This window comes from Qipengyuania sp. JB2-7 (genome assembly GCF_055693485.1).
Genome location: NZ_CM146335.1, coordinates 1,150,020 through 1,175,329, shown reverse-complemented (window position 1 = coordinate 1,175,329; position 25,310 = coordinate 1,150,020). Strand labels below are relative to the sequence as shown.

Below are 25,310 nucleotides of genomic sequence, written 5' to 3'. Positions count from 1 at the left end.
CGGCTGTGGCTCTTAGTAGCCGCTAAGTTCGGCCACGCGGTTCGCATGGTAGTTTGCGTCACCCAGAAATTCCGTGAGCGCACGATCCCGCTTCATATAAAGGCCGATATCGTATTCATCGGTCATGCCAATGCCGCCATGCATTTGCACGCCTTCGCGTACCGCGAGCCCGGCAACTCTGGAAACTTTCGCTTTCGCAACAGACGTCATGAGATCGGCCTTTTCGCTGCCACCATCAAGCAATTGTGCCGCCTTGATCGCGACTGCGCGGGCAATCTCGACTTCTGAATAAAGATGCGAAGCGCGGTGCTGAAGTGCCTGAAATTCGCCAATAAGTTTGCCGAATTGCTTGCGCTGCTTGAGGTAATCGACGGTCATATCCATCGCACCGCGAGCAACACCCACGCCCTCTGCGGCGGAACCAACTCGGCCCGCAAGCAACATCGCGTTGAGCACTTCGCGGCTCGCCATCCACTTCGCCGATCACCGCATCGCCATCAAGCTCAACACCGTCAAACTTGGTGTGTGTTGCCATGGAACTATCGACCAAACGAACCGCTTCGTGGCTCATATTTCCCGCATCTTTTGGCACTGCGAAAAGAGTAATTCCGTCCGCATCCTCATCGCCGCCAGATGTGCGCGCCGCAACCACCAGCATGTCGGCACTCGCGCCCTGCAGGACGAAGCTCTTTTGGCCAGTGAGCTTAAAGCCGTTGCCCGATTTTTCCGCCTTAGTCTGAATGCGCTCTGGACGATGCTTGGATGTCTCGTCGATGGCGACGGCAAACACACTATCGCCGGAAACGAGGCCTGGCAGATACCGCCCGCGCACCTCATCGCTACCATGCCTTAGCGCGCTTGCAGCCAGAACCGAACTGGTCAGGAATGGAGATGGGGTCAGGTTACGGCCAATCTCTTCGAGAACGATGCCTGTCTCAACGTGCCCCATGCCAAGGCCACCATCGGCCTCGTCAACAAGGATGCCGGTAAAACCCATTTCGCCAAACTGTTTCCACAACGCATGGCCGAAACCGTCGGGACAGTCGCGGTCACGCCAGTGGCGTAGCTGTTTCGAAATGTTGCCTTCTTCTGCCATAAACTGGCTGGCGGTGTCGGCCAGCATGGCCTGATCATCATTGTGATAGAGTGGCATTGAGCCAGTTCCTCTCTTCAGAAATGTCATGGGCCGCCCGGTGCAAACAGGGCGGCGATTATTGCTTTGGGATCAGGCGCCCGGCAGATCGAGAATCCGCTTCGAAATGACGTTGAGCATCACTTCACTTGTGCCGCCTTCGATCGAGTTTGCCTTAGTGCGTAGCCAATTGCGCGAGGGCTTGCCGCCGCTGGTCTCGTCGCTTTCCCACTCAAGGCTGCGCGAGCCACCGGCGCTCATCATCAATTCGTGACGACGCTTGTTCAGCTCTGTACCGACATATTTCATCATATTGGGCTGCGCCGGGTGGGCTTTGCCAACCTTGATTTCGTCGAGGAACTTTTCGCCCATGGCTGCGTAAGCGAGCGCATCGACATCGAACATGGCGAGTTCTGCGCGCAGGATCGGATCCAGGTCATCGCCGGTTTTTCCCGCGTGACGTTTCATGGCAGCACCGATGGCCGATGTGCGATCACCGCCGCCCGCGCCGGAAATCATCTCACGCTCGTGGCCCAGCAAATATTTGGCAACATCCCAGCCACGATTGACCTCACCGACATAGGCCGGGCAATCATCACCGTAGGATTTTGGCACTTCAACATCGTCAAAGAAAGTTTCACAGAAAGGTGAGTTGCCGCTGATGAGCAGGATCGGTTTGGTGCTCGCGCCTTTACTCTCCATATCGAACAGCATAAAGGTGATGCCGCGATATTTGTCATTCTTGTCCGTGCGGACGAGGCAGAAAATCCAGTCAGCCTGATCCGCGTAAGACGTCCACACCTTTTGTCCGTTTACGACCCAGTGATCGCCTTTGTCTTCGCCAAAGGTCTGCATGGAAACCAGATCGGATCCGCTACCAGGCTCTGAATATCCCTGACACCAGCGGATTTCGCCTCGCGCAATCTCGTTCAAAAAGCGCTTCTTCTGACCCTCTGTGCCAAAGTGCAGCAGCGCAGGGCCGAGCATCCAGATGCCGAAGCTGGACAGTGGCGGGCGCGCGCCAATCCGCTGCATTTCCTGACGCAGGACCTTCGCTTGCGCTGGGGAAAGGCCAGCCCCGCCATATTCGGTGGGCCATTCCGGCACGGTGTATCCCCTATCACGACACACTTCGAACCACGCCTTTTGCGCGTCATTCTTGAAAGTCGCTTTACGACCGCCCCAATAGACATCTCCATCATCGCGAACGGGTTCGCGCATCTCAGCCGGGCAGTTCGCCTCCAGCCAATCACGGGTCTCTAGGCGGAATGTTTCCAGATCGGACATCACCAGTTTTCCTCTCTCAAAAAGGGATGTGAAGTTGACGCCAACGTAAAGCGATTCGGGCCTCGCCTGCAAGCAGAACTACGCTTAGTCGCCATGCCGTAGCGTCAAGCAGTTTACGTTGACGAAAACGGAGGCGCGCCTAAGCTGGTCGTGAGAGAATTGGGAGAGAGCCGGCATGCGATTCTCGCAGAAGACGGTCATTATTACTGGTGCGGCATCTGGCATTGGCGCAGAGGCTGCAAAGCTGTTTTCTAGCGAAGGTGCCGTCGTTTATGCTGCCGATATTGATGAAGCTGGCGGCAAAGCTCTGGCCGAAAATTCCGACGGTTCCATTCGCTTTCATCGCTGCGACGTCTGTGATCCCGCAAATATCAAAGCGCTGATGGACCGTGCGGTCGAAGAAACCGGCGGCATCGACGTCGTACTGAATAATGCTGGCGCTGGTGGCGCGCGCGAACCGATTGGTGAGATTGAGCCCGATCAGTGGGATCTCACGATGGACCTGTTGCTGCGCTCAGTTGCGTTCGGCATTCGCTATGCGGTCCCGCATATGAAAAGCCGCCCGGGCGCGAGTATCGTTAACATCTCCAGCGTTGCCGCAACTGGGCCGGGGTATTCGCCCACCGCCTATGCTGTTGCGAAAGCAGGTGTACTGCATCTCACAAAAACAGCGGCTGCAGATTTGGCGAAATACTCAATCAGGGTGAACGCGATCCAGCCTGGCTTCATCAACACCAACATCTTCACCTCCTCGATGGAGATACCGGACGAAGCGAAAGACATGGCGAAAAGCATGATCGCTCAGATGAGCAGCAATGCCCAGCCAGTAAAGCGCGCCGGTCAGCCTTCTGACATCGCACAGGCCGCGGCTTATCTGGCCAGCGAGGCGGCTGGTTTTATGACCGGCTCCTCTATGCTGGTTGATGGCGGGATTACGCTCGGCCCGCGACATAGCTGGGACGAAGAAGAGCCAGGCATGTTTGAAGGGCTTGAGCAGCTCGAAGAAGCTGCAAAAGCCGGTGCCGCCGGATGAGTTTTGTCAAAGGCCCCATCCCGCTGAGGCTTAAACTCATTCACGGGTTTGGCGCGGTTGCCTTCGGTGTAAAAGATGGCGGATTCCTTTTCTTCCTGCTCTTCTATTACAGCCAAGTTCTTGGCATGGACGCCGGGCTCGTCGGCCTGATATTGCTGGGCGCGCTGCTCATTGATGCAGTCGTCGATCCGATCATCGGCTACCTCTCGGATCGCACGTACACCCGCTGGGGCAGGCGCCTGCCATGGCTCTATGTGGCGCCCATTCCGTTGGCATTCGCTTGGGTGATTTTGTGGTCACCCCCGGGCGGCGAAGCGCCTAGCGCATTGGGCTTGCTTGGCATTATGGTGGCTGTCCGATTGTTGTTATCTGCCTGCGAGGTGCCATCAATCAGCTTGGTTCCGGAACTAACCTCGGACTATCACGAACGCACAACGCTGTTCAGATACCGCTATCTGTCCGGATGGATGGGCGGGATATTGATGATGGTCCTCGCCTATACCGTCTTTATGCCGGGTGAGAACGGCCTACTTCAACAGGAAGGCTACCCAGCATACGGCATGTTTGGCGCGGTTTTGATGGCCGTGGCCGTGCTCGGCTCGGCGTATGGCCAGCACAAAATCGTGGCGCATTTACCACCGACGAAGCCTGCGCCTTTCAATTTGAAGGAAGCATTTGCTGAAATCATTGAGGCTTTCAGCGAGAAGGCGTTTTTGATCTTCGCTGCAGGCGGCCTTGCTGCTTATGTCAGCCAAGGGATGAGTTTTTCCATATCCAATTACCTCAATATATTTGTGTGGCAGCTGGATCGGGTGAGCTTCGACGGCGCGCCGCAATGGCTCAATGGTTTAACCGCCTATCCTTTCATTCTGGGTATTTCGGTCATTGGCATGTTTCTGATTGTAGGGCCTATGCATCATCGGCTTGGCAAGCCCAAAAGTGCCGCGATCAGCGCCATAGCAGCCTTGATCATAGGATTGCTGCCTTACGGCTTATTCCTCGTCGGATTTTGGCCAGCGATCCCGTCTCTATCATCGACCCTGCTGTTCTTTCTTTTCATCATCTTCTCCAACATGTTCGGCGTTGTGCTCATGATCTCTGCAACGTCTATGTTGGCGGAAATCGTGGAGGCGTTTGAAGAGCGCACGGGACGGCGCGCCGAGGGAGCTTTTTATTCCGGCAACTGGCTGGTTCAAAAGTGCGCGACAGGCTTTGGCGCGGCTCTCACCGGTCAGATCATTGCGTTTTCGCAGCTTGAACAGGGCGCGGATCCGTCCACGGTTCCCATGGGCGTGCTGTCATCAATGATTATCACTTTTGCGATCGCGACAATTGCTCTCGCCCTCATCGCTGCGTTCTGGCTCGGGCGGTTCCCCATCACTCGGGAAGAGCACGAGGCGCGCGTGGCGCGGCGGGATATGCAATCGACGACCAATCAGGCGGCTGCGCTTCAGGATTAACCCAAAAACATCGGTTGGCGCTGCCTTACGGCTCTGCCAATACAATGACAGACAAATAGGAGCACTCTCTCATGGATTTTGAACCAACCGAACGTCAGGTTTATTGGCGCGACCGTGTACGTGACTTCATCGAAAAAGAAGTCCGTCCGAACATCGGCACTTACAAGGCGCAGGACGCAGAGGGTGATCGCTGGAAAGTCATTCAGGTCATCGAAGACAAGAAGAAGCTAGCGAAGGAAGCTGGCATCTGGAACCTGTTCATGCCGCCGCGCAATGACAGCCATCACCACGTGGATGATACGTTCGAATTCGACGGCCCCGGCCTGACAAATCTCGAATATGCGCTGTGCGCCGAAGAGATGGGCCGTATCGGTTGGGCATCAGAGGTGTTCAACTGTTCCGCACCTGACACCGGCAACATGGAAGTGTTCCACCGCTACGGAACGCGCGAGCAGAAGGAGACATATCTCCAGCCGCTGATGAACGGGGAAATCCGCTCCGCCTTCCTCATGACCGAGCCATTTACCGCATCATCAGATGCGACCAATATCGAAACTCGTATCGAACGCGATGGTGACGAGTATGTGATCAACGTACCGCAAATGGTGGTCATCGGGCGCAGGCGATCCGCGCTGCAAGGTCGCGATTGTCATGGGCAAGACCGATTTTGAGGCAAAGCGTCACGCTCAGCAAAGCATGGTGCTGATGCCGCTTGATGCGCCGGGTGTGAATATTCTCCGCCACTTACCGGTCTTTGGCTATGACGATGCGCCGCACGGCCACATGGAAATTGAACTGAAAGACGTTCGCATCCCGGTCACCAACATGCTGCTGGGCGAAGGGCGCGGTTTTGAGATCGCGCAAGGTCGCCTCGGCCCTGGCCGCATCCACCACTGCATGCGTACCATCGGTGTGGCAGAGGAAGCGCTGGAGAAGATGTGCAAGCGCCTGCAAGAGCGCGAAGCCTTTGGCAAGCCGATCTACAAGCACTCAGTTTGGGAAGAGCGCGTCGCGCGTGCCCGTATTGATATCGACATGACTCGCCTGCTCTGCCTCAAGGCGGCAGACATGATGGATAAGGTCGGCAACAAATCGGCCAAACAGGAAATCGCCATGATCAAGGTGCAGGCCCCCAACATGGCGTTGCAGATCATTGACGATGCTATCCAGGCGCATGGCGGTGGCGGTGTGTCGGAGGATTACGGCCTCGCCCAGGCATATGCGCATCAGCGCACGCTGCGTCTCGCCGATGGGCCGGACGAAGTGCACGCGCGATCGATCGCCCGCATGGAAATCGGCAAACACATCCCAGATGCTGGACCATCAGCCAACGCTCTGCGCGATGGTGGTGGTCGCGCCGCCAATGACGCTGGCCTTAGCTCCGGCGATATGGGGGCAACCCGGTAATGACCCGCGCGGCAATCCTTGAAACGCCGGGCGAAAGCCTTGTGATCGGTGATGTCGACATCGCCGATCCGCGGCCTCATGAAGTGTTGATCGACACAAAAGCCTGCGGGTTGTGCCATTCCGATCTGCATTTCATCGACGGACACTATCCGCACCCACTGCCCGCAATTCCGGGGCACGAGGCAGCAGGCGTCGTCCGCGCCGTAGGCAGCGAAGTAACCACCGTGAAGCCGGGCGATCATGTGGTTTCGTGCTTGAGCGCATTCTGCGGACATTGCGAGTTCTGCGTGACTGGAAGAATGGCCCTATGCCTTGGCGGCGACACAAGGCGCGGCAAGACAGACAATGCCCGCATCACCCGCAGTGGTGGTGAGAATGTCAATCAGATGCTCAATCTGTCGGCTTTTAGCGAGCAGATGCTGATCCACGAACACGCCTGCGTTGCCATTGACAAGGACATGCCGCTGGATCGTGCCGCCATCATTGGTTGTGCGGTCACAACAGGTGCCGGGACGATCTTTAATGCCTGCTCGGTCGTTCCTGGCGAAAGCGTCGCAATCATCGGATGCGGCGGTGTCGGGCTGGCAGCGGTCAACGCAGCCAAGATTGCAGGCGCAGGCCAGGTTATTGCCGTTGATCCGATTGCGGAGAAACGTGACTTGGCGAAGGTGCTAGGCGCGACACATGTGGTTGATGCGATGGCAGACAACGCCGCCAAACAAATCATCGACGTCAGTTCTGGCGGGGTTCATCACGCTATTGAGGCAGTCGGACGGCAAGCTAGCGCCGATTTGGCGGTGGCCTCTCTGCGTCGCGGAGGAACGGCGACGATCCTTGGTATGATGCCGCTCGATTGCAAAGTTGGGCTTGGCGCTATGGATTTGCTGAGCGGCAAGAAGCTGCAAGGGGCAATTATGGGAATGAACCATTTTCCGGTCGATCTGCCTCGCCTGGTGGATTTCTATCTTAGAGGCCTGCTTGATCTGGACACGATCATCGCGGAGCGAATTGCGCTCGATCAGATCAATGAAGGCTTTGACAAAATGCGAGAGGGGCACAGCGCGCGCAGCGTTGTGGTGTTTGATTGATGCCTCAGATTGACTATGAAAAAGAGATGGTTGGCACTGTTGAGGTGCAGGAGCGCGATCAGCTTGACCTGGGAAAGCTGACAGAATGGTTTGAGAAGAATGTCGATGGCTTTGCCGGTCCGATAAGCTACTCAAAGTTTAAGGGCGGCCAATCCAATCCGACGTATCGAATAGATACACCTGCGGCATCCTATGTACTGCGTCGCCAACCCTTTGGAAAGTTGCTGCCGAGCGCTCACGCAGTAGACCGTGAATATCGGGCCATGACAGGTTTACATCCCACTGGTTTCCCTGTTCCGCAAACTCATGGGCTTTGCGAAGATGCTGACGTGATCGGCTCCAAATTCTTCGTGATGAGCATGGCGGATGGTCGCTCGCTCTGGAACGGCGCATTGCCGAACAATTCTCCAGAAGAACGCCGTGAAATCTACCATTCGCTGATTGATACGATGGCGGACCTGCACTTGCAGAAGCCAGCCGAAATCGGTCTGGGTGATTATGGCAAGTCAGAGGATTACTGCGCGCGCCAAATCAGCCGGTGGAGCAAGCAGTATAAGCTCTCAGAAACTGAAACGATTCCGGAGATGGACCGCCTGATCGAATGGCTGCCGGAGACTATTCCGCCGCAGCATGCGAGCGGCATCGTCCATGGCGATTATCGACTCGATAACGTAATCTTCCACAAGGAAGAGAACCGCATCATCGCCGTCCTTGATTGGGAGCTTTCGACGCTAGGCGATCCCATCGCGGACTTCAGTTACCTGATGCTCAACTGGTTCAATCCGGCGGATGGGCGAGCTGGTCTGGGCGGTTTGGATATCGAGCCCCTCGGCATCCCCAGCGTGCAGGAGGCGGTTGAACGTTACGTAGCCCGCACCGGCTATCCTGTGCCACCGATGGAGTGGTATTTTGCCTATAATCTGTTCCGGCTCGCCGGAATTTTGCAAGGCATCAAGAAGCGGGTGATAGACGGCACTGCGTCGTCAGCGCACGCGAAACAGATGAGCGACCGGGTCACACCGCTGGTGCAGCAAGCCCATGCATTCGCAAAAGCGTCAGGAATGCCGGATTAGGATTTGCGGGTTCTGGGCCTAGTCGCCCGCGCCCTCGTGAGATATTCTAAAAATCCACACTCCAACTCACGGCGACGCCAGCATCCATTGGGACGTCGGCATAATGTCCGGGCTCGTTACGCATATAAACGCTTGCGCTGGCATAGCCCACCGCAAGTGGCCCTCGCCAATTGATCTCGCCAATCATTTCACGTCCGGACGGAGTGAGTGAAATCTGTTGCGTTCCGAACCGCGCGGTCTCCGTGATATAATCATACGCCACCGGCAAAGTCAGGTTTAGGCCACCGCCACTGACACGCAATGGCTGCGAAAGACGGAAACCAAAGCTGTCACCTGACTTAAAGGTGCCCGCATGCGTCACATCAAGTGCCCATGCGTTGCTGGCGATATTGGAACCATTGGCGACCAAGCCACCACTATTGGGCTTCGTCCACCCTTGTCGCCAAGATGCACCCACTCTCCAATTATCGCTAATCGTCATCGTTGCGGATCCGTCGAGAAACAGCGTCTCTGCCCCGCTGACACCAAAACTCTCGTGGAAGAAACCGCCAAGGACGGTGCGCTCCTCCTGTAGCCAACTCATACCGAGAACCGCATGAATAGGACCAAGTCTCCTGTCAGCCGCCAGAGAGAATGTATGCGCTGGGTAGCGCTCTCGCCGGTTGGTAATGAATTGCTGCTCGCGTCGTGTATTGCCCAGCCAAGCTTGGCCACGTTGCGCCGACGCGGTCAGCCCAAAGCCGGCGATATTCTGCCTAACGGCGAAAGCGGTGTCGCTTTGCAATGCAAAACCCGTTTCGCCGATAGTATCGCCCGCGATCATAAAGGCAGGGCGCTGAGCGCCTTGCAACTGGGCGGAGAGACCGCTTGCGCCTTCGCGTAAAGCAAATCCCACTTGCGTGCCCGGAGCAATACGCGCCGCAATCCGCGCAGCTAGAACGCGAGAGTTCTCTGCCTGCTCTGGCGTCAGCCTAAGCTGCTGTGACCAGTTCTCTCCGGGCGTTGTGCCCGGATCAGCAATCGAGAATGCCAGAGCAACGCTACCAGCATTCAAGGATACTCGCCGGTTCTGGCTGTCCACCGCGCTTTGCAAGCGTGGCTGAATGGATGCGCCGCGCAATCCAGCGGCAATATTCAGCTCATAGGCTCGATCGTACTGATCCAGCACAACGCTCTGAACGCCCTGCCCGTTTGCGAACGCATCGCCCATCGCAGGCGAGCCGACAGCGGTGTTGCTACCGGCGCGCAAAACAGCTGTACCACCGGCCAATGTGGTTGCACCCGCTGGCGCGAACGCTGCGGCGATATCCAGAATACCGCGGCCAAACGTGGTGTCCGTGCCGTTGGCACCAGCATCGGTCGCGCTGTCGAGCAGTATGTTGACGATTTCCTGGCCAGTCAGATTGGGGAAGGCCTGCGCCAACAAAGCGACCGCACCAGCAACTTGCGGTGCCGCAAAACTGGTCCCCGAAAACACCAGACGGAATGATCCCTGAGCATCCTGACCGACGAAGACTTCGCCGTCTTCATAGACACAACAGATACGCTGACCGCGCGCCGACAGATAAAACTGCGCCTGATCGCCGGCACGCTGACTGAAATCGGAAAAGCGGTTGCTCTCATCAACCGAACCGACGATTATCACATTACCATTGCCAGCCTGGACCAGTTCAGTCGCAAACGGATCTGGTTGGCTTGGGTCGCCGCCGCCTGATCCATCCCCATCATTGCCCGCAGAAACGATGACGACAACTCCCCGATTGGCCGCTCTGGCAACCGCCTGACGAACCGCGTCGGTTGTTCCCCCGCCACCGCCAAGGCTGATATTGATGACAGTCGCGCCTGAGGTCACGGCCTGATTGATACCGTTGGCAATATCGCTATCGAAGAAACTGCAACCAAGATCGGTGTTTTCCGGCGTGTCGGTCCCACAGGTTCCGGGCGCGTCTGCCCTTAAGGCAAGCACTTGCGCGTCGAAGGCAATGCCTAGAACACCTGTATTATTGCGCCCTCCAGCCGCCACAAGGGCCACGTTGGTCCCATGGTCATCTTCTGCGTCAAAGCTGCGATTGCCCGCCACGTCCTGGGAATCTGGATGAATACGCCCCGCGAATTCCGGGCTATCCGCGTCAAGGCCGGTGTCGATTACCGCGACAATTTCACCATCGCCCGTCGCGCCGCCTTCCCAAGCAGAGATAGCGTTATGCTGATCCGGACCGTCAGAATCGCGAAACTCGGCAGTGTTGAAATTAGTGCTTGGAGGTGGCGGAGGAGGAGGTGGTGGTGGCGGGGGTGGCGCCGGTGGAGGCGTCGCCACAGGTGCGCTCACCGTACCGTTCTCCACCACCGCCGCACGCCGTAACCATCGTAATAGCAACGATTGCCGTCGCCAGCTTTACACCCGTATTCTTCTTCGCAACCATAGAACTCACAATCCAAGACGACCCATCCCCCGATGAGAACATACTGCGGTACAACGCTATTCTGGCCGCAAGGTTAACGCCAGCGCTGTTGGGGCGCAGTCACTTAATTTTACGCTGGCCTGTGTTCATGTTGCCAATCGCACCGGCCAAACCAACCTCACAAACGCGATTCTCCATCCTTGCGATAGAGTGGCACACCGCCTAACAGCCGCGCCAGACAGTTTGCAGCCAATTCGGAGATTTTATGAGCGCTGAGCTAGCCGACCGCATCGAACAGGCATGGGAAGATCGCGCCGGCGTGACACCGCAAAGCAGCGATGTTCGCGCCGATGTAGATGAGGCTCTTGCTATGCTGGACGCTGGCACTGGCCGTGTTGCAGAACCCGACGGAAATGGCGGTTGGCATGTCAATCAATGGCTCAAAAAAGCTGTGCTCCTGTCTTTTCGCCTCAATGAAAACGAGGTGATGGACGGCGGTAGCGCAGGGCACCCTGCCTATGACAAAGTCCCCAGCAAGTTTTCCGGTTGGGATGCAGCTCGGTTCGCTGCGGCGGGTTTTCGCGTAGTCCCCGGCGCAATCGCGCGCCAGGGGTCCTATATCGCGCCCGGCTGCGTTCTGATGCCGAGCTTCGTGAACATCGGCGCGTATGTTGGCGAGGGCACGATGGTTGATACCTGGGGTTCAATTGGCAGCTGTGCCCAGATCGGCAAGAACTGCCACATCTCGGCGGGCACAGGTATCGGCGGCGTGTTGGAACCGATGCAGGCGAACCCGACAATCATCGGCGATAACTGCTTCATTGGCGCACGCTCTGAAATCGTTGAGGGGGTTATTGTGGGCGAAGGCAGCGTGGTGGCCATGGGGGTATTCATCACACAATCGACCAAAATCGTGAACCGCGAGACTGGCGAGATAACGCGCGGTGAAGTGCCGCCATATTCAGTGGTGGTGCCCGGTACTCTACCTGACCCCAACGGTGGACCGTCGCTCGCATGTGCCGTGATCGTCAAAACGGTCGATGCGCGGACACGAGAAAAGACTGGAATCAACGACTTACTACGCGACTGAGCGAAACTTCTTTTATGTGGTATTGGAACAATCACGTTTGTCGTCCGTAACTCTTCTAAGCAGGCAATTTTGGAGGGAATAATGACACACAAAGAAGGTGACGAAATCCATATCGAAGACGATGATGCCCGGGCAGCCCACACGACAGGACATATGCGATATGTCCTTGGCATTGGTCTGTTTCTCGCGATCGTCGTGATGTCTGCCGTTTGGATTATTCCAGCGCTTTCCAATTAGGAGCGCTCACATCGTCACACTTCGCAATGACGGAGTTTGAAGGATGAGTAACGCCAACAGTTTCCAGACCAATCAATATGTCCAGTGGAATTGGGGCAGTGGAACTGCCGAAGGTCAAATCCAAGAGCGGTTTGAGCGCGAAGTAACCCGCACGCTCAAGGGTAGCGAGGTCACCCGCGACGGCAGCGAAGATAATCCCGCTTACCTGATCAAACAGGAAGATGGTGATAAGGTGCTGAAGCTAGGCAGCGAGTTAGAGGCTGCGAGCGATTAGTGCAGGACGCAAAGAGCAAGGCTCAGCAGAAGGCTGCGGGCGCTGCGCTGGCTGCGAAACGCGGCGAGCAGAACGTCAGAGATTTGGTCGGAGCCTCGAAAGAGATGTACGACAGCATGAGCGAGGATGAACTCGAAGATCTCGCGTCAACCGAACGATCTAAACTGCCGAACAAGGCGTAGGATATAAACCAGTTGATGATCCGGGCTGGCTTGCGCTGGGTACTTGCGGCATTTTATGCCTATGTGGGGTACGCACACATAACTAATCCGGATTTTTTTATGCGGATAATGCCGGCTTGGGTCCCCTATCCGGTCGCCACAGTCTTTTGGACAGGCGTGGTTGAACTTGCAGGGGCTATCGCGCTTGCGCAGCCATTCAACGTCACCCTGCGCAAATGGGGCGCTTGGGGCCTAGCGTTATATGCAATCTGCGTGTTTCCCGCCAACATCCATCATTTTGCGATGGATTTGGCCAGTGATGATGGCGGAGCGGGTCTCACCTATCACGTGCCGCGCATGTTCGCACAGCCTCTTATTATTTGGCTCAGCCTATGGACGGGCGGCGTGACCGATTGGCCATTTGGTCGCCGCCCGACACATACGCAAAGCTGAACTTAGCTGAGGTGCTTGGACACCGCAGCAGTCATCTTGAACATGGAAATCTGGTCTTTGCCGATCACCGCGCCAAGTTTCGCATCAGGGTTGATCTGACGCTTGTCCTTGGAATCCTGAAGGTTGTTGGCCTTGATGTATTCCCAGACCTTCGAAGTCACCTGAGCGCGTGTCATTGGCCCCTTGCCAACCACGTTCTCAAGATCTCCTGAGAGGGTCACTGGTTTTTGCAGTGCGTTGTTCTTGCCAGCCATGATCTAATCCTTTCCTAAGTCATGCTTGCTAAAAATCTGGGCTCCATCCCGAGCCCGGCGAACTTTCATTCGGCATCCCAATCATCATCACCGGGATCCCATTCCTCAACTTCGTGCCCTTCAAACCGCGCGGTAATGATCGCGCTGGCCATCACATGTCCGTCAATCTCGGACAAAATCTCATCATATGTCGCGCCCGGCATAGTCGTCAGCGGCAGATCGAGCGCGAAAAGCTGAAAGATGTAGCGGTGCTCCTCACCCAGCGGCGGGTCAGGCAACAACCATTCTGAATTGCCAAGACCATTCTTGCCAGTGCGCGGAGGAACTTCCCCCTCAAGCAATTTGCCTCGCTGCGGCGCCAGCCCCCACACCAACCAGTGCAAGGGCGGTTTGCTATCTCCGCTATCAAGATCTTCGGCGATCAACACCAGTTCCTGCGCACCGGGCGGTGGTGCTGTCCACTCAAATGGCGGAGCGACGGAGTCTTCTTCACATGCCGTAAAGCTCGGATCGAGTTCGCCGCCGTTTTCGAAGGCTGGGCTAGTCATTGCGAGATCCCGATCGACCGAGCGTTTTTTCCGATCCGGCCTTCGCTATCGTGGGAACGGCAGACGCAGGCTTCCCGCCGATAGCTTTCGCCACCCAATCAGGCACTCCTGCACTCATTTACCTTTTCCTCCTGATGAGACTCGCGTCCCGTCGACTTTGCGTCGCTGTGAAATAATCATGCGCCTCCCTTAGGGCTTTCGCCATGCCATTTGACGTGAATTTACCCCGTTTTCCCCCGATTGCGGGTGTAAGTGCTGGAATTCCGGGGTTTTTGCGGCAAAAACAGGGGTGGATAAGGTCACTCAGCCCCCGTTAAGGGGATTTTTCCGCATATGTCGGACACAAAAGCAAAACGAGATCTTTGGGGTCGAGAAGTCACTATGAATACTGCACGGACTGCACTTTCCGCCATACTTGCTGTTTCCCTTGCTGCATGTGGCGGCGGAGATGGGAATACGTCGGTCGCAAATAATGGTGGAGGTGGAGGTGCAGGCGGCGGCCAAGTCACAGCTGGTTGCTCTCTCGCTGAGCGCCAGCGTTTTGTTCTTGATGTCATGCAGGAATGGTATCTATTCCCGGACCTGCTCGATGCCAGCGTCAACCCAGCCCAATATAGCGATGTTCAGAGCTATATCGATGCGTTGGTGGCGCCAGCGCGCAACGCCTCACGAGACAAGTTCTTCTCATTTATAACATCGATCGAAGAGGAACAGAGGCTGGCCGAAGGCTCAACCGCAGGCTTTGGGATACGCCTAGCCTATGACACCGATGCAAATCGCGTCTTCATTCTAGAGGCGTTTGAAAATGCCCCGGCCTTTCAAGCGGGCATTGATCGAGGCACCGAGCTGGTTCGCATCGACAATCAGAATGTATCAACACTGATGGCGTCAGGTGGGCCGCGCGCAGTTATTGATGCTCTTGGGCCGAGCGATCCCGGCATAACCAGAACCTTGGGCTTCAAGATCAATGATACGGCGCCCACACTGAATACTCCTGTTACAAAAGCCGAATATACGCTCGATCCAATCTCTGACCGCTTTGGCGTTCGCATTCTGAATGATGGTACACAAGATGTGGGCTATCTCAGTCTCCGTACCTTTTTCTCAAACGATGCAGCTCCGCAATTGCGAGAGGCGTTTCAGCAATTCCGCGACGCGGGCATCGACAAGGTCATTCTGGACTTACGCTATAATGGTGGCGGATTTGTTTCTGCTGCTGAGGTGCTGGGCGATCTGATGGCGAACGGTCGACAGGGCCAAGTGTTCAGCAATACCGTACTGCGCGCCTCTAAGTCTTCAGAAAATGAAACGCGTCTCTTTGGCCAGGAAGCGTCCTCGATTGGCGTAACCAAGCTTGCCGTCATTGCCACAAGTGGCACGGCTTCTGCGAGCGAACTTGTGACGAACTCCTTCATCCCTTTCCTCGGTGCTGATCTGGCGCTGATTGGCGGGAATACTTCCGGTAAGCCGGTCGGCCAATTCGCGTTTGACCGTTCTGCCTGCGATGACCGCCTCCGCGCCGTGACCTTCCAGACGACCAATGCCGATGATGAAGGTGAATACTTCACCGGGCTTGCCAGCGTAGTTGATACCACTTGCCGTGCCGAAGATGATTTCAACAATCCTCTTGGTGATGCGAATGAGGAATCGATCAGCGTAGCACTCGATTTCATGGCAGGCCGTTCTTGCACGCCAATTTCCGGCGTACCCGGACAACGCACGGTGCAGTCTGTTGGTGACCGCATGGAGTTGATGCAACCTGATCGACCAACTGCGGCGCAGCGCGAAATTCCCGGGCTGTTCTAGCCCAAGAAGCATCTTCGCGCTAAACCGCAGTCATGGATAACCGTTACACCACTTTCGCCGAATTCTGGCCGTTCTACCTGCGTGAGCATGCCAAGCCCCAAACGCGCGCATTGCACTATGTGGGCACCAGTCTGGTCGTGCTCCTGGCAATCGCGATGGTGGCGACGCAGAATTGGGCGCTATTCATTGCGCTGCCGATTGCCGGCTATTTCTTTGCATGGATCGCCCACTTCATGGTCGAGAAGAACCGGCCAGCCACATTCACATATCCGCTGTGGAGTCTGATTGCCGATTTCAAAATGTGGTGGATGTGGCTGACAGGGCGGCTTCGGCCAGAACTGGTTCGTGCAGGCGTACTTGGCGAAACCTAAAGCAGCGCGACAGCAAGCGTCGCTGAACCCAACAGCAGCGAGAGCGGCGCACGCAACTGCATCCACCAGGCTGGCGCAAGCGGGGCAATCTTGGCATCCACCGCGAGAGCGAGGATTAATCCGCCCGCCACTGCCACAAGCGCCGGCTCGATCGCCATTTGGTGAAGCGGCCACAGCACGGCAGCGAAACCAATGAGCGAGGGAAGAATACCGGCAATCCATAACCAGCCCAGCGCCTGACGACGTTCAGCAGCCGGTGCTGACGCAGCGATCCCCCACCACGTGCCGCCCAGAAATGTGAAGATGATCGCCGCGTAAATGAGCGCGCCGAGCTGCGTGATTTCACGCCACTCCGGCTTACCCCAGACCAGCAGCGCCACACAGGCCAGTTGCGGCAAAACGCCCGCTAGCCCGAGTGACCTCGGCAGAGCCGGAACACCCCGCATCATGGGGCGGCGTCACCCTGGAATGGTTCAGCATCTGTCCAAGCGCAGCCAGACAAGACCTCCTCATCCAGCTTTAGTGTGGCGGTAAATGGGTATGTCCGATCGCTCATCGTGTCATAGCACTTTCCAGCCGTCACCGTCAGGTCAAACGATTGATCATTGAGCGTGCCAGAAAAGCCCAACCCGCTATTGCCGACAAAACGGCTCACGGTGATCGTTTTACCTTCGACATTCTCTGGCGTCGAATAGCGCAGTTCTGTACCAGCGACCTCTCCACCCCAAAATGGCTCATTGCCGGTGAAGTAAACAGTTTCGTTGTCGGAAATCCCATCAAAACCGACGGCAAGATTTGGTGGCTTATCACCTTGGCAAGCGGCAAGCGCGATCATGGGAAAAGCGACCAGAAACGCGTGTTTGTTCATGCCACACGCTCTTTCACAAACTGGGCGGTTTCGGCAACGGTTCGCCTGCTCTCGGGCAGAGGCGCAACCATCCAGACATGCATCATCTTTTCATATTCGTGATAGACATGTGATGGCGCATTTTCAGTTGAAAGACGCGCTATCAAACGGCGCGCATCGCTGAGCAGAATATCATATGTGCCAGCGAATATCGCCATCGGTGGTAAGCCTTGTAGCTCACCGAAAAGCGGGCTGACCCTTGGATCGTCAACCGCAAGTTCGCCGCGATAGAGCTCACCGCACTTACGCAGCATACCAATGGTCAACATACGGTCATCCGCCTGGATCTGAGGCTGATCTGGGCCGCTTGCAGCCGCATCCAACCATGGCGAATAGAGTACCAGACTAGCGGGCAGAGGCTCCTTTCGATCACGCAGCATCTGCGCCATCGCCAGAGTCATACCTCCGCCCGCGCTATCGCCCATTATCGTGATGGTGTCCGCCGAATGCTTCTGCGCCAGATCGCTATACAGTTTCAGCATGGCATCGAGCACTTCTGTCGCCTTATGCTCCGGTGCGAGGGGATAGAGAGGAACAGTGACCGTTGCTCCAAGCGTTTCCGCCAGCCTCCCGACAAGGCCATAATGCATAGCATCAATTTCGAACACATAGCCGCCGCCATGCAGGTAAAGGAGATGCGGCGCGCCCTTCTTCGCACCACCCTTTGGTTCGACAGTGAATACAGGAAAGCCTCGTGAATTGTCCTGAGTGACGTCGAGCCGTGCCCGCATTTTTGCCGAAGGCTGCGGCTGAGGTCGCGCCCGCGCTGTCGACAGGCGTTGCTCAATCTTATCAGGCTCAGCCGCGAATTTTGAGATCGGCAGAAATGGAAGCGCCCAGTTCAACAATCTCGCACGTACACTGACCATATTTACATCCCGCATAGTCGTTTCATCTTGCGATAGCCTCGCCTGGCTCCAAGAGAAAGGGGCGAACTGATCGCTCAGTCCGCCCCGAAATCTCTTAGCCGTTTAGCGAAATTACTGCGGCATCAGCACGGTATCAATCACGTGGATCAGACCGTTTGACGCTGCAACGTCTGTCGCGACAACCGTCGAGGTGCCGCCAGCGGCATCTGTTAGGACGACATTGCCGTCCACGATTGACGCGGTCAGCGAACCTCCGCCAACGGTTTCGACGGTATAGCCCGCGTCGCCTGCCTCTGTGATCGCTTGCGTCAGCGTGCTCGCATCAACTGCTCCGGACACCACGTGATACTGCAGAATTGCGCCGAGCGTTTCGGTGTCATTGGTTGTCAGGTCCATGATCGTTTCCTCAGGGATCTTCGCAAACGCTGCGTTGTTTGGCGCAAATACGGTGAACGGCCCTTCCCCTGACAGTGTGTCACCGAGACCTGCAGCCGTGACTGCCGCGACCAGCGTTGAGAAGTCTTCATTGCCCTGGGCAACCTCTACAATTGTGCCCGCAGCGGCCTCTTCATTGGCCATGGTATCGGCCATCGCGGTGTCTTCCATTGTTGATGTATCTTCGGCTTCCGGCGCACATGCAGCGAGTGCGAGTGCGGCAGATGAGGCGAGTGCAATGCGAAGGGTGTTCATAGTGAAATCCTCTTTCGGAAAGTTGGGGGAGTATCTTCAGTGGGCGCGGCGAATTCCGCTGCCTGCGATAAGATACGAACGGAACTGCCGGGTGGATGTTCCGATTTTGTCAAAATTGTGGCTGCGCCGTTTAGCTGATGCGTTGGAACGAGAAAGAGGCATGCCCGTTGGCTGATAATGCAATGGGATCCGACCAGAGACGCTGCGCTAACGCAACTTGACGCTTTTCTCCCAACGGCGGGAAGACATTACACCGCTACCCGCAATCACGACAACGGTCAGGAGCGCCAAAACGTTTCGCTGCTATCCCCCTGGTTGCACGCTGGTGTGATCGACGAAACCAAAGTTCTGAAGCAGATTCTGGGCAAGCATTCGACCCAATCTGCTGATAAATTTATCAGCGAGGTGTTTTGGCGGGTCTATTTCAAAGGCTATCTCGAGCAGTGCCCCAGCGTATGGCGTGCCTTTTGCGAAGGGCGCGATGAAGCCATTGCGACAACGGAAGGCAATGCCGGCCTGCACAAAGCCTATAATGAGGCAACTTCAGGTCGCACCGGCATCGAGGCGTTCGATTATTGGGCACAAGAATTGGTTGAGACCGGCTACCTTCACAATCACGCGCGCATGTGGTTCGCGAGCATCTGGATGTTCACACTAAAACTAGATTGGCATCTGGGCGCCGATTTCTTCCTGCGCCATCTGCTCGATGGCGATGCGGCGTCGAACACGCTGAGCTGGCGCTGGGTGGCGGGGCTTCACACCAAGGGCAAGAACTATGCTGCGAGTGCGGAGAACATAACGCGCTTCACTGCCGACCACCCGCACGGTCCGTTGGCAGCGGAAGGTCTCGCTATCGAACCCGAGCCGCTCATCGAGGCGGAAGAGCATGCCCGACAAACGCTCAACCTGCCTGCCGTGCCGAGCGAAGATGCTTTTGCTCAGCCATTCGCATTGCTGCTGCATGATGAGGCCGCGAGTCATCTTCCGCTCAACTTGCCAAGCGCACCGGCGCTTGTAATCGGAGCAGCGCGGCCAGAGGCGCGCAGTCCTGTTGAGATCAGCGACGCCGCCGCTCGATTTGCGAGAGGCGCGGTTGAGTCTGGCATGCAAGCCGCCGCAAGCGACTTCGGCTGTCCGGCGCTGCCTTGGACGCCTGAGACCGGTCTCGACGCCATCCTCGGCCAAGCCGACGTGGAGCACTTGGCCATACCCTATCTGCCGACCGGGTGGACGCGCGACGCGCTGTGGCCGCAAATCGCTCCGCTGGCTGAGCAAGGTCGGGTCATCACGCTGGTCTCTGATCTCGACCGGGCGACCTGGCCGCATGCCAAGGCCGGGTTCTTCGGTGTCAAAAAGCAGATGGAGCGCGCGATGCGTGAGGCCAGCATCCTCGGCGCCTGACTGCACATTCAGCTGCACGCCAGATCCCGTACATCGCGTGCGCTCACATTACCTTGTCAGGGCGCGGATCGTGGCGATGCTTGTCCGCCCGGCTCGAGAACGCGCTCAAGCCGTTGAGCCATCGTATTCGCCGCCTTGCGCGCCGCAGTATCGACGTCCGCCGCATGCTCAGTCACGCCAATCGGTTTATCACCACGGGGCCGCGCCTCAATCATGCAGGTCTTGTCATCATCGCCGCCCTTGCGCGCATTCTCATCAGAGACATGCACCTCCAGCCGGGTCAGGCGATCCTCAAACCGTGCAAGCTTCTGTCGCACAGAGGCTTCGATCCGTTCGGCGACGTTCGCCGTACCCATCACGGAACTGTCGGAGTTGAACTGAAATTGCATATCGGAGGGTGTTTGGGTCATTAGGGGAAATGCTCCTCTCTCATAAGGTCCCCCGTCTCGCATGATATGGGTACGCATCACCCAATCTTCCAGCGAATTCGTGTAGGACAGATGCAGGATTTCGCCGCCCGCAAACCCAACCGGATGGAACACGTGGAACACGGTATAGGGGGTAAAAGGCCGCAGAAGCGCACGACCCCTCCGGCACCCCAAAAACCTATGCGAAATCCAGCTCATCCATCGGGATAAGCCAGATTGTTGGGGAGTAGGAAAGCCGCCGCTCCAGACCAGACGCGAGGCGGCTCAGCCGCCTGTTGCTTCAGCCTCCTCAGCTGCCTTTTCCTCCGCCGCCTCTATCTCTGTAGTGGTCTCAAAGCCGCGCAACCGCCCAGCCTCAGTTACCGGCACCGTCATCGCCGCGATCTCGGCAACATCGCGCTTGGACTTCGTCTGAAACTCCTGCGCATCTTCAACGGTCTCCATCAGGTCCGCCAGTTTCGCCTGACGTCGTTCCAGGTTCAGCCGTTCGCGCCGCACCGCCTCGCGATATCGCGTGCGATTGGGGCTCTCGGCCAACCGCTCCCGCGCCTCTGCCAGCCGCGCCTCATCGCGGACCAGCCTGCGCGTATTTTTCTCAACCACCTCTTTCAGGTTTTCGATCTGCTCATCAGCGGTTTCAACCTTATACTCCGTCACATCACCGGGTTCAGAGCAATATTGCATCGCTGGCGTTACCTTCGCGTCCGCATCCAGCACTGTGAGGGCATGCAGCATCCACTCGCCGCGCTTGCGCCGGAACTGCGCATCGTAAACGCCAACGACCGCCCCGCCCGCATCCATCACCGCCCATTGGCCGTGGGCGGAGTTAAAATCGCCCGCGCGAAAGAACCGCAGCGGCTCCGCCTCCAGCACGTTGCCCGGCGCGGCCAGCGGATCGCGCTGCGCATCAATCTGATCATGGGACACGGTCGTGTCGCCATGCGTCCATTGCGACTTCTTCGACTTGCGGAATGACGCGCTCAGCGCACCGTCATTTTGCGCGGCGTTGAAATAGGTCTGCATGACGCCTGGCGCAGGCCCCCGCGCCTCGGCGATCTCATCATCTGGCGGCGGGCTACCCGTCATACAGGTATTCGCGCCATTGCCGTAATTCATTGTGGCGAGAATGTAGGTGTTGGGGTCGAGATGCGGCATATATTGCGCCGCTGCTGGCGTGGCCGCAAATCCCGATGCCGCCACAACCCACATGACCTGTTTCTTATTGAACATTGTTTGCCACCCCCGAAGCGTTGTTGTGTGCTAGCAAGCTATTGAATTGAAGGGATGGAGGCAAGTCGGAAAGGCTGGGTCTAGATCGCCTTTGCTGGCTTCAGGGGGCGGTCGCGGCTACGACATCGGGATGCCCAGCCCAGCCACAATACTGGTCGATGCCGATGCCTGTCCGGTGAAGGACGAGATTTATCGCGTGGCCGAACGGCACGGCGCACATGTTCGCGTGGTCAGCAATTCGCCCTTTCGCGTGCCGGTGAGCGAGCGGGTCAAGCGGGTTGTGGTGAGCGACGGCTTCGACGCAGCGGACGATTGGATCGCGGAGAATGCGGACGCAAAAAGTGTCGTGATCACCGCAGACATCTTGCTCGCCGAACGATGCCTGAGAGCAGGCGCAGCGGTGATGGCGCATAATGGCAAACGGTTTGACGCGGCGAGCATTGGCAGCGCGATTGCAACCCGCGCAATTATGGAAGATTTGCGCGCCGGGATGGACGGGATTGGCGGAGGCCCTCCGCCATTTAGCAAGGCAGATCGGTCACGGTTTTTGCAAGAACTGGACCGGGTGCTGGTGAAGCTGAGTCGGTAAACAGAACGCAGACCAGATATTACCCCTTCCAGCTGTGACTTAGCAGTTTTATCGTCACTCGCCCGGTGGCCACCAGCACGCCGTCATCATCGTGCATGGGCACCTCAGCGAGATAGGTCGCACTGCCCTTGCGCTCCAAATCGGCGAGGATGCCGGAAATCTGGTCTTCTGACAGTCGATATTCGGCCACCACATCGCTCTTTGCCATGCGGTGAAAATCAACGGCGATGTCCTTGACGATCGGAAAGTACTTTTCCGTATCGATAACGGAGATGCCGGGATTTGCCGCCGTGGCTTCTGCCAGTACGGTGAATGCGCCTAAATACATCACCGCTACGTGATTGGCGTTCGGCTCAAGCGGCATGAGGAGCCTCGCAAAGCCGCGCTCCTTGACAAGATATTGCATCCCGGTGCGTTCAACAAAGGGAACGCGGTAGGGCTGCTTCTCCGGCTTATGCGATTCCATTTCGCTCTCCGATAATTACAAAGGTCTCAGCGCCAAAGTTCGCACTTTCTGGCCGCCTTTGCATCCCATTCATGAGTCAGCCCCGCTTAACGCCGCGCTGATCAATCCTGCGGGTTCCAGGCCATGCATTCGACCTCTACCAGAGCGCCCGCAGCCAGGCCCTTCACCGACATCGCGGAACGGGCCGGGTAACGCCCCGGTTTGAAATATTCGCTATAGACCGCGTTGAATGCGCCGAAATCCTGCATATCAGCAAGCCATACGGTACATTTGAAAATGGCGTCATGCGTAAGCTCATACTTGGCCAACGTCTCACCAATCCGGTCCATCGTTCGGCGTGCTTCGGGTTCGATGCCGCCTTCCACTATACCGCGTCCGTCTTTCCTCAGCCCCAGTTGCCCCGACAGATAGAGAATATCGCCGACTTGCACCGCTTCTGATAACGGGAAATTGCCAGCGGCAAGCGGGCGGTATTCTGGCTCGGCAGCTTGTGTCGACGCGTGGTCATTTGCGGCAACTGGCGCGGCGAGAAACGCGAGGGTCGCTGCGATTGATGTGATGTGATGTTTCACTCTGCCTTCTCCCCTTCAGGCAGATACAGTTTCTGCCCCATGTCCCTATACTTCTCGCTCATCTCTTCCATGCCCTTGAGCGCCGCCTGCTTGCTCGCCTCGGCGGTGTCCGCGCCCAGTTTCTCGGCGGCGAGGAAGGTTTCGGGGCTTTCGTTCTGCTTGGCGGCGAAATCGCGGACTTCTTGGCTGATCTGCATCGAGCAGAATTTCGGGCCGCACATGGAGCAGAAATGCGCGGTCTTCGCACCCTCTGCCGGGAGCGTCTGGTCGTGGTAATCCTCCGCCGTATCGGGATCGAGCGACAGGTTGAACTGATCACGCCAGCGGAACTCAAAGCGCGCTTTTGACAGGGCATCATCGCGTACCTTCGCCGCTGGATGCCCTTTGGCGAGGTCGGCGGCGTGAGCGGCGAGCTTGTAGGTCACCACGCCAACCTTCACATCGTCGCGGTCGGGCAGGCCGAGGTGTTCTTTGGGCGTCACGTAGCAGAGCATCGCTGTGCCGTACCAGCCGATCTGCGCCGCGCCGATGCCGCTGGTGATGTGGTCATATCCCGGCGCAATATCGGTGACGAGCGGGCCGAGCGTGTAGAACGGGGCCTCGCCGCACACCTCCAGCTGCTTGTCCATATTCTCCTTGATCTTGTGCATGGGCACGTGACCCGGCCCCTCGATCATCACCTGCACGTCATGTTTCCAGGCACGGTGCGTCAGCTCGCCCAGAGTGTAAAGCTCGGCAAATTGCGCCTCGTCATTGGCATCGGCGATGGAGCCGGGGCGCAGGCCGTCGCCAAGTGAATAGGCGATGTCATAGGCCTTCATGATCTCGGTGATGTCGTCGAAATGTTCGTAGAGGAAGCTCTCCTTGTGATGCGCGAGGCACCATTTCGCCATGATGCTGCCGCCGCGAGATACGATGCCGGTCACACGGTTTGCCGCCATCGGCACATAGGGCAGGCGAACCCCGGCGTGGATGGTGAAATAGTCGACGCCCTGCTCCGCCTGTTCGATCAGGGTATCGCGGAAAATCTCCCACGTCAGGTCTTCGGCGACGCCGCCGACTTTCTCCAGCGCCTGATAAATCGGGACGGTGCCGACCGGCACGGCGGAGTTGCGGATGATCCATTCGCGCGTGTCATGAATGTTACGCCCGGTGCTGAGGTCCATGATCGTGTCGGCGCCCCAGCGGGTGGCCCACACCATCTTGTCAACCTCGGTGGCGACGTCCGATGCAACGGCTGAATTGCCGATATTGGCGTTGATCTTGACCAGGAAATTGCGCCCGATAGCCATCGGTTCGCTTTCCGGATGATTGATGTTGTTCGGGATAATTGCGCGACCACGCGCGACCTCATCGCGGACGAATTCTGGCGTGATGACATCGGGTATCTGCGCGCCCCAGCTCAGCGCACCGGCCCGATTGGCGGCGATCAGGTCTGCGGCCATCTCGCGACCGAGGTTTTCGCGCTCCGCAACATACTCCATTTCGGGGGTAATTATGCCTTTGCGGGCATAGTGCATCTGGCTGACGTTCTGGCCCGCTTTTGCGCGCAAGGGGCGCCTCACCACGTTTGGGAATTGTGCAACGCCGCCGCTGCGATCCGGGCCAAGCTGGCCGTTATCCTCTGGCTTTACCTCGCGCGCGGCGTATTCCTCAACATCGCCGCGTGAAGTGATCCAGTCACTGCGCAGCGCTGGCAGGCCTGCATTGATATCGATATTCGCTTCTGGGTCTGTGTAGGGGCCGGAGGTGTCGTAAACGCGCACACTCGGCTCATCCCCCTCGAGATCAATTTCGCGCATGGCCACGCGCACGCCGCTGCCCGTGCGGGCTCCAACATAAACCTTGCGGCTGCCGCGAATGGGGCCTGCGGTTACGCCAATCTCTACGGGGGAATTGATGTCGGCCATGTCTCTCGTTCTCTCTCTTTCAATGTCGAAAGGGAACTTCAGGCCAAAAGCCATCCGCTCCCTACGCCGGTTTTTGCTTGCTCGCTTGCCGAAGAGCCGAAAACCGGTTCCCACTTTTCGGCGGCAAACAAACTGCCGGATCAGGTTCAACGGGTCGAGCGCTGCAACGCGC

The 25,310-nt window shown here is 57.3% G+C and carries 26 protein-coding genes and 2 pseudogenes; 14 read left to right on the top strand and 14 right to left on the bottom strand.

All coding sequences use genetic code 11. The features are described from left to right. Window positions 1–12 precede the first annotated feature (12 nt). Both ACZ1GM_RS05815 and ACZ1GM_RS05810 read right to left on the bottom strand, forming a co-directional pair. Window positions 13–1,153, bottom strand: a pseudogene (locus ACZ1GM_RS05815) (acyl-CoA dehydrogenase family protein). Between the two features lie 72 nt (window positions 1,154–1,225). Next, on the bottom strand, window positions 1,226–2,419 hold the full coding sequence (locus tag ACZ1GM_RS05810) for an acyl-CoA dehydrogenase family protein (protein WP_472678190.1): 1,194 nt from the start codon (window positions 2,417–2,419) through the stop codon (window positions 1,226–1,228). Window positions 2,420–2,594: 175 nt separating this feature from the next. Here ACZ1GM_RS05810 and ACZ1GM_RS05805 point away from each other — a divergent pair, with 175 nt between their 5' ends. From ACZ1GM_RS05805 to ACZ1GM_RS05785, 5 genes and pseudogenes are all read left to right on the top strand, one after another. After that, window positions 2,595–3,452: an SDR family NAD(P)-dependent oxidoreductase gene (locus ACZ1GM_RS05805; RefSeq protein WP_472678189.1), complete on the top strand. Its 858-nt coding sequence runs from the start codon at window positions 2,595–2,597 to the stop codon at window positions 3,450–3,452. Further along, window positions 3,449–4,912, top strand: coding sequence for an MFS transporter (locus tag ACZ1GM_RS05800; RefSeq protein WP_472678188.1), 1,464 nt, complete (start codon window positions 3,449–3,451; stop codon window positions 4,910–4,912). Before ACZ1GM_RS05805 ends, ACZ1GM_RS05800 begins: the two co-directional genes overlap by 4 nt. A gap of 71 nt (window positions 4,913–4,983) precedes the next feature. After that, a pseudogene (locus ACZ1GM_RS05795) lies at window positions 4,984–6,319 on the top strand (acyl-CoA dehydrogenase family protein). Continuing rightward, on the top strand, window positions 6,319–7,407 hold the full coding sequence (locus ACZ1GM_RS05790) for a Zn-dependent alcohol dehydrogenase (protein ID WP_472678187.1): 1,089 nt from the start codon (window positions 6,319–6,321) through the stop codon (window positions 7,405–7,407). Before ACZ1GM_RS05795 ends, ACZ1GM_RS05790 begins: the two are co-directional and overlap by 1 nt. Further along, window positions 7,407–8,480 (top strand): phosphotransferase family protein, encoded by a 1,074-nt coding sequence (locus ACZ1GM_RS05785; protein ID WP_472678186.1) that lies wholly within the window; start codon window positions 7,407–7,409, stop codon window positions 8,478–8,480. Before ACZ1GM_RS05790 ends, ACZ1GM_RS05785 begins: the two co-directional genes overlap by 1 nt. A 46-nt stretch (window positions 8,481–8,526) precedes the next feature. Here the strand turns inward: ACZ1GM_RS05785 and ACZ1GM_RS05780 are convergent, their stop codons facing one another. After that, window positions 8,527–10,809: a S8 family peptidase gene (locus tag ACZ1GM_RS05780; protein ID WP_472678185.1), complete on the bottom strand. Its 2,283-nt coding sequence runs from the start codon at window positions 10,807–10,809 to the stop codon at window positions 8,527–8,529. 338 nt (window positions 10,810–11,147) lie between these two features. Between ACZ1GM_RS05780 and dapD the strand changes: the two genes are divergently transcribed. The 5 genes from dapD (at window position 11,148) to ACZ1GM_RS05755 (ending at window position 13,097) form a co-directional block, all read left to right on the top strand. Further along, complete coding sequence (dapD, locus tag ACZ1GM_RS05775; protein WP_472678184.1) at window positions 11,148–11,972, top strand: 2,3,4,5-tetrahydropyridine-2,6-dicarboxylate N-succinyltransferase; 825 nt, start codon at window positions 11,148–11,150, stop codon at window positions 11,970–11,972. Window positions 11,973–12,053: 81 nt separating this feature from the next. Continuing rightward, window positions 12,054–12,209: a hypothetical protein gene (locus tag ACZ1GM_RS05770; protein WP_472678183.1), complete on the top strand. Its 156-nt coding sequence runs from the start codon at window positions 12,054–12,056 to the stop codon at window positions 12,207–12,209. A 43-nt stretch (window positions 12,210–12,252) separates the two neighbouring features. Then, window positions 12,253–12,483, top strand: coding sequence for a hypervirulence associated TUDOR domain-containing protein (locus ACZ1GM_RS05765; protein ID WP_472678182.1), 231 nt, complete (start codon window positions 12,253–12,255; stop codon window positions 12,481–12,483). Continuing rightward, entirely contained in the window at window positions 12,483–12,665 is a 183-nt protein-coding gene (locus ACZ1GM_RS05760; RefSeq protein ID WP_472678181.1) for a DUF3008 family protein, read from the top strand. Before ACZ1GM_RS05765 ends, ACZ1GM_RS05760 begins: the two co-directional genes overlap by 1 nt. Before the next feature lie 15 nt (window positions 12,666–12,680). Continuing rightward, window positions 12,681–13,097 (top strand): DoxX family protein, encoded by a 417-nt coding sequence (locus tag ACZ1GM_RS05755; RefSeq protein WP_472678180.1) that lies wholly within the window; start codon window positions 12,681–12,683, stop codon window positions 13,095–13,097. A gap of 2 nt (window positions 13,098–13,099) precedes the next feature. On the opposite strand, the gene ACZ1GM_RS05750 is transcribed toward ACZ1GM_RS05755, so the two are convergent. Both ACZ1GM_RS05750 and ACZ1GM_RS05745 read right to left on the bottom strand, forming a co-directional pair. Further along, on the bottom strand, window positions 13,100–13,351 hold the full coding sequence (locus tag ACZ1GM_RS05750; RefSeq protein ID WP_472678179.1) for an SWIB/MDM2 domain-containing protein: 252 nt from the start codon (window positions 13,349–13,351) through the stop codon (window positions 13,100–13,102). A gap of 65 nt (window positions 13,352–13,416) precedes the next feature. After that, complete coding sequence (locus tag ACZ1GM_RS05745; RefSeq protein ID WP_472678178.1) at window positions 13,417–13,899, bottom strand: YbhB/YbcL family Raf kinase inhibitor-like protein; 483 nt, start codon at window positions 13,897–13,899, stop codon at window positions 13,417–13,419. Window positions 13,900–14,280: 381 nt separating this feature from the next. On the opposite strand from ACZ1GM_RS05745, the gene ACZ1GM_RS05740 reads away from it, so the two are divergent. Together ACZ1GM_RS05740 and ACZ1GM_RS05735 are read left to right on the top strand one after the other, a co-directional pair. Further along, on the top strand, window positions 14,281–15,705 hold the full coding sequence (locus ACZ1GM_RS05740; RefSeq protein ID WP_472678177.1) for a S41 family peptidase: 1,425 nt from the start codon (window positions 14,281–14,283) through the stop codon (window positions 15,703–15,705). Between the two features lie 32 nt (window positions 15,706–15,737). After that, complete coding sequence (locus ACZ1GM_RS05735; protein WP_472678176.1) at window positions 15,738–16,076, top strand: Mpo1-like protein; 339 nt, start codon at window positions 15,738–15,740, stop codon at window positions 16,074–16,076. Here the strand turns inward: ACZ1GM_RS05735 and ACZ1GM_RS05730 are convergent. The 4 genes from ACZ1GM_RS05730 to ACZ1GM_RS05715 form a co-directional block, all read right to left on the bottom strand. Beyond that, the gene (locus ACZ1GM_RS05730) at window positions 16,073–16,525 is read right to left on the bottom strand and encodes a DUF3429 domain-containing protein (protein ID WP_472678175.1); all 453 of its coding nucleotides are present in this window, start codon (window positions 16,523–16,525) and stop codon (window positions 16,073–16,075) included. The genes ACZ1GM_RS05735 and ACZ1GM_RS05730 overlap by 4 nt on opposite strands. Beyond that, window positions 16,522–16,944: a COG3650 family protein gene (locus ACZ1GM_RS05725; protein ID WP_472678174.1), complete on the bottom strand. Its 423-nt coding sequence runs from the start codon at window positions 16,942–16,944 to the stop codon at window positions 16,522–16,524. The genes ACZ1GM_RS05730 and ACZ1GM_RS05725 overlap by 4 nt, the downstream gene beginning before the upstream one ends. Beyond that, window positions 16,941–17,828, bottom strand: coding sequence for an alpha/beta hydrolase (locus ACZ1GM_RS05720; protein WP_472678173.1), 888 nt, complete (start codon window positions 17,826–17,828; stop codon window positions 16,941–16,943). Before ACZ1GM_RS05720 ends, ACZ1GM_RS05725 begins: the two co-directional genes overlap by 4 nt. A gap of 135 nt (window positions 17,829–17,963) precedes the next feature. Next, window positions 17,964–18,542, bottom strand: coding sequence for a fasciclin domain-containing protein (locus ACZ1GM_RS05715; RefSeq protein ID WP_472678172.1), 579 nt, complete (start codon window positions 18,540–18,542; stop codon window positions 17,964–17,966). A gap of 327 nt (window positions 18,543–18,869) precedes the next feature. Here ACZ1GM_RS05715 and ACZ1GM_RS05710 point away from each other — a divergent pair, with 327 nt between their 5' ends. Further along, window positions 18,870–19,943, top strand: coding sequence for an FAD-binding domain-containing protein (locus ACZ1GM_RS05710; RefSeq protein WP_472678171.1), 1,074 nt, complete (start codon window positions 18,870–18,872; stop codon window positions 19,941–19,943). Window positions 19,944–19,999: 56 nt separating this feature from the next. On the opposite strand, the gene ACZ1GM_RS05705 is transcribed toward ACZ1GM_RS05710, so the two are convergent. Together ACZ1GM_RS05705 and ACZ1GM_RS05700 are read right to left on the bottom strand one after the other, a co-directional pair. Beyond that, entirely contained in the window at window positions 20,000–20,353 is a 354-nt protein-coding gene (locus ACZ1GM_RS05705; RefSeq protein ID WP_472678170.1) for an HPF/RaiA family ribosome-associated protein, read from the bottom strand. 282 nt (window positions 20,354–20,635) lie between these two features. Then, window positions 20,636–21,601, bottom strand: coding sequence for a hypothetical protein (locus tag ACZ1GM_RS05700; RefSeq protein WP_472678169.1), 966 nt, complete (start codon window positions 21,599–21,601; stop codon window positions 20,636–20,638). Window positions 21,602–21,731: 130 nt separating this feature from the next. On the opposite strand from ACZ1GM_RS05700, the gene ACZ1GM_RS05695 reads away from it, so the two are divergent. Next, window positions 21,732–22,190: a YaiI/YqxD family protein gene (locus tag ACZ1GM_RS05695; RefSeq protein ID WP_472678168.1), complete on the top strand. Its 459-nt coding sequence runs from the start codon at window positions 21,732–21,734 to the stop codon at window positions 22,188–22,190. A gap of 19 nt (window positions 22,191–22,209) precedes the next feature. Here ACZ1GM_RS05695 and ACZ1GM_RS05690 read toward each other — a convergent pair whose 3' ends face one another. The 3 genes from ACZ1GM_RS05690 to thiC form a co-directional block, all read right to left on the bottom strand. Then, the gene (locus tag ACZ1GM_RS05690; RefSeq protein ID WP_472678167.1) at window positions 22,210–22,656 is read right to left on the bottom strand and encodes a PaaI family thioesterase; all 447 of its coding nucleotides are present in this window, start codon (window positions 22,654–22,656) and stop codon (window positions 22,210–22,212) included. 101 nt (window positions 22,657–22,757) lie between these two features. After that, window positions 22,758–23,228, bottom strand: a complete 471-nt coding sequence (locus tag ACZ1GM_RS05685) for a RidA family protein (protein ID WP_472678166.1) — start codon at window positions 23,226–23,228, stop codon at window positions 22,758–22,760. After that, window positions 23,225–25,138, bottom strand: a complete 1,914-nt coding sequence (gene thiC, locus ACZ1GM_RS05680) for a phosphomethylpyrimidine synthase ThiC (RefSeq protein WP_472678165.1) — start codon at window positions 25,136–25,138, stop codon at window positions 23,225–23,227. Before thiC ends, ACZ1GM_RS05685 begins: the two co-directional genes overlap by 4 nt. Window positions 25,139–25,310 lie beyond the last annotated feature (172 nt).